This window comes from Azonexus sp. (genome assembly GCF_036170495.1).
Classification (GTDB): Bacteria; Pseudomonadota; Gammaproteobacteria; order Burkholderiales; family Rhodocyclaceae; genus Azonexus.
The window spans coordinates 1-3,390 of the sequence record NZ_JAVHPH010000239.1 but is presented as its reverse complement, the minus strand read 5'-3'; the positions used below and the strand labels follow the sequence as shown (position 1 = coordinate 3,390).

At 59.4% G+C, this 3,390-nt stretch carries 3 protein-coding genes; all 3 read left to right on the top strand.

Translation table 11 applies throughout. The features are described 5' to 3' along the window. The first annotated feature begins 692 nt into the window (after window positions 1–692). The 3 genes from ADADOO_RS08235 to istB are packed head-to-tail and all read left to right on the top strand — an operon-like array spanning window position 693 to window position 3,353. Entirely contained in the window at window positions 693–1,115 is a 423-nt protein-coding gene (locus ADADOO_RS08235; protein ID WP_511276613.1) for a hypothetical protein, read from the top strand. After that, window positions 1,112–2,614, top strand: a complete 1,503-nt coding sequence (istA, locus tag ADADOO_RS08230; RefSeq protein ID WP_511276612.1) for an IS21 family transposase — start codon at window positions 1,112–1,114, stop codon at window positions 2,612–2,614. The genes ADADOO_RS08235 and istA overlap by 4 nt, the downstream gene beginning before the upstream one ends. Beyond that, window positions 2,598–3,353, top strand: a complete 756-nt coding sequence (gene istB / locus ADADOO_RS08225) for an IS21-like element helper ATPase IstB (RefSeq protein ID WP_511276610.1) — start codon at window positions 2,598–2,600, stop codon at window positions 3,351–3,353. The genes istA and istB overlap by 17 nt, the downstream gene beginning before the upstream one ends. Window positions 3,354–3,390: the final 37 nt, after the last annotated feature.

Genomic DNA, 3,390 nt, shown 5'->3' with positions numbered 1-3,390 from the left:
TTCAGCCGATCTGAAAGATCCTTTTTCTTCTCTGATTCCCTGATCCGAACGGATCATCTTCTTCCTTCTTCGCCGTATCCTGGAGAGACCACTACACCCGACGTGGCGTTTAAAAGGCCGGTTGGTGTGCAGTGTACTTGTTGTATTCTTCCCGGCTTTCAAAGGGGAGGAGACGATGAGCACGGATGGACTCAGAAAGTGTTGTCACTGTAGGGCTTGGTTCAGACCGCATCCGCGGAATAGTTATCACCAGAGATTTTGCTGCCGGCCGAAATGCCAGGTTGCCAGCAAGCTGGCGAGTCAACGGAAATGGTGCCGGAAGAACCCGGGCTACTTCCATGGCGAAGCGTATGTCAAGAAGGTTCAGGCATGGCGCCGGAAGCATCCTGGATATTGGAAGCCGAAGGGGGCTGAGGATAGCTGCGGGCCACAGGATGCGTTACAAGATCTCTTAACGGCGCAAGGCTTTGATAATAAAGGCGTTAAAGTCTTCAGGAATTGCCTTTCCGAGGAGATATCCCGACCGCTACAAGATGTCATAACTGCGCAAAAGCATGCGCTGGTGGGGCTTGCGTGCATGATAACCGGGGAGGCGTTACAAGAGAACATAGCGCAGGTGTTGACCACCTGTTACGAACGTGGGCAACGCATCGGCGGCATGGTGCCGTGGATGCAGCCACAGGAGGTCAAGCATGAGAGGACGCAAGCCGATTATGCCGCAACGGCAACGGCGCATTCCCCCGCAGTTCAGTTGGGTCGATCACCGGCTGGTTCGTGACGGACACGTTCAGGGGCGTAGCGCACGGGCGCTATCCTTGTATCTGTTCCTGGTCACGGTGGCCGACGCCGAAGGGCTGAGCTGGTATTCCGAAGCGGCATTGTGCCGCCATCTGTCGTGGAACGGGGCCGATCTGCAAAACGCCCGCGCCGAACTCCAGCAAGCCGGACTGATCGCCTATCGTGATCCCATTTACCAGGTCCTGGATCTGTCCCCTGTGATCGTTGCCGGCGCGTCGAGTTCTCGCCGTGGCGGCGAAGCCGTCTCGGTCGGCGAGGTTCTCCGCCAGCTGTTGCCTGCCTGTGCCGGCAAGGCAGGCATGGGAGGTGAGCGATGATCAACTATGAGCAATGGTGTCGATTGAAGCAGCTGGCCGAACGCGACCGTTTGAGCGCCGCCCAGATCGCTCGCGCGCTGGGACTGGCCGCCCGCACAGTGCGCAAGTGGTTGAAGGAGCCATACCGGCCCCGCCAACGGGTGCTGCGCGCCAGCGTACTCGATCCGTTCAAGGGACAGGTCATGGGCATGCTCAAGGAGCATCCGTACTCAGCCGTACAAGTTCTCACGATGTTGCAGGATCAGGGCTTTGCCGGCGGAATTACGATCGTGAAGGACTACATCCAGCAAATCCGTCCGCGTGGGCAAGAACCGTATCTGACCCTGTCCTTTGCACCGGGGGAATGCGCCCAGGTAGATTGGGGCAGTTGGGAGATGATCGCCGTGGGCAATACGCGTCGCCGGTTGAGCTTCTTTGTGATGGTCTTGGGATACAGTCGCATGCTCTATGTTGAGTTCACGCTTGCCCAGAGCCAGGAACACTTCCTCTCCTGCCATCGTCGCGCCTTTGAGTTCTTCGGCGGCGTGCCAGCTAAAATAATGTGCGACAACTGCAAGACCGCGGTGCTATCCCATCCATACGGTCTCACGCCCGTGCTCAACCCGCGCTACGCAGACTTCGCCGGCCACTACGGGTTCATGGTGAAAGCCTGCAACGCGCGCAAGGCCAACGAAAAGGGCATCGTGGAAAATGCCGTCGGTTATGTGAAGCATAACTTCCTGGCGGGGCGGCCTATCGGCGAGTTCTCTTCGCTCAACCCGGCCGTTGAGATATGGCTGGAGCAAATCGCCAACGTACGCATCCACGGACGGACGCGCCGCCGACCGGTGGACTTGTTCGTGGTCGAGAAGTCCATGCTCAAGCCCTTGCCGCCGCATCCATACGACTGCGCCTCGATCAATAGCGCGCTGAGCGACCGCCAGTTCCGTGTCAGCGTTGACGGCAACCGCTACTCGACGCCAGCCGCCTATGCCGGGCGCAAGATACTGCTTAAGCTCTACCCCGAACGGCTCTGCCTATACGATGGCGAAAAGCTCGTGGCCGAGCATCTGCGCTCCTATGATCGGGGGCAAGACATCGAGAATCCGGAACACACCGCCCCGGTGCTGGAACGCAAACGCCGGGCCGATGAACAACACTTCTTGAAGCGCTTCCTCGCCCTCAGTCCGCAGGCGGAAACCTATTATCGGCACTTGGCTGAGCGGAAACTTTCCTGGCGGCTGCACCTGCGCAAGATCGTGGCGCTGGCCGATGTTTATGGGGCCGAGAAAGTTGCGCGGGCCTTGGCCGATGCACTCGTCTATCAAGCCTTCTCCAGCGAGTACATCGCTAACATCCTGGAGCAGCGCGAGCGTCGACTGCCAGATCCCGGTCCCTTGCATCTGACCCGCAAGCAGGACCTACTCGACCTGCAACTACCCGACCCCGATCTATCCGTTTACCAAACCGACGAAGAGCAACCCGAGGAAGGAGACAACGCCGATGAAGCCAAAGCCTGAAGACCTGACCGAAGTCCTGCGCCGCTTGAATCTAACCACCATCGCTCAGCACTACGAGGACCTGGGACGGGAGGCCGCCCGCGAGGGACTCTGTCACGTGGAATACCTGCGCCGCCTGGCCGAGGCCGAAGCCGCGGCTCGCTACGAACGTAGTGTCCAACGCCGGACCAAGGCCGCACGGCTGCCCGTGCTCAAGACACTGGAACAGTTCAACTGGTCGTGGCCGAAGAAGATCAACCGCGCTCAGGTGCAGGACCTTTTCCGTCTGCGTTTCGTCGAGCAAAACACCAACGTCGTGTTCATCGGCGGCGTCGGCCTGGGTAAGACGCACTTCGCCCTGGCCCTGGCCCATAGCACCTGCCTCAACAACGTACCCACGTTGTTCGCCCAAGCCGTGGAGATCGTAAACACGCTCTCGGCCGCGCAGGCGACCAACACCCTGTCCAAGGCCCTGAAAACCTACGTGGCTCCACGGCTCCTCGTCGTAGATGAACTGGGGTATCTGCCCATGGACAAACGCGGCGCTGATCTGATCTTCCAGGTCATCAGTGCCCGCTATGAGCGCGGCTCCACCGTCATCACTACCAACACGGTCTACAAACAGTGGGCGCGCATCTTCAACAACGACGCCACCCTCACTACCGCTATCCTCGACCGCCTCGTGCATCACTGCGAGACCGTCACCATCGAAGGCAAAAGCTACCGCATGAAGGACAAGGAGCCAGGAGGGAACGCCTAAACCGGCGATTTAAGGAACTTTCACGCCGGCGGCGACA

Excerpts from the sequence above, each read along its gene's own strand:
- ADADOO_RS08235 (WP_511276613.1), top strand. The coding sequence starts at position 693 with ATGAGAGGACGCAAGCCGATTATGCCGCAACGGCAACGGCGCATTCCC.
- istA (WP_511276612.1), top strand. The coding sequence starts at position 1,112 with ATGATCAACTATGAGCAATGGTGTCGATTGAAGCAGCTGGCCGAACGC.
- istB (WP_511276610.1), top strand. The coding sequence starts at position 2,598 with ATGAAGCCAAAGCCTGAAGACCTGACCGAAGTCCTGCGCCGCTTGAAT.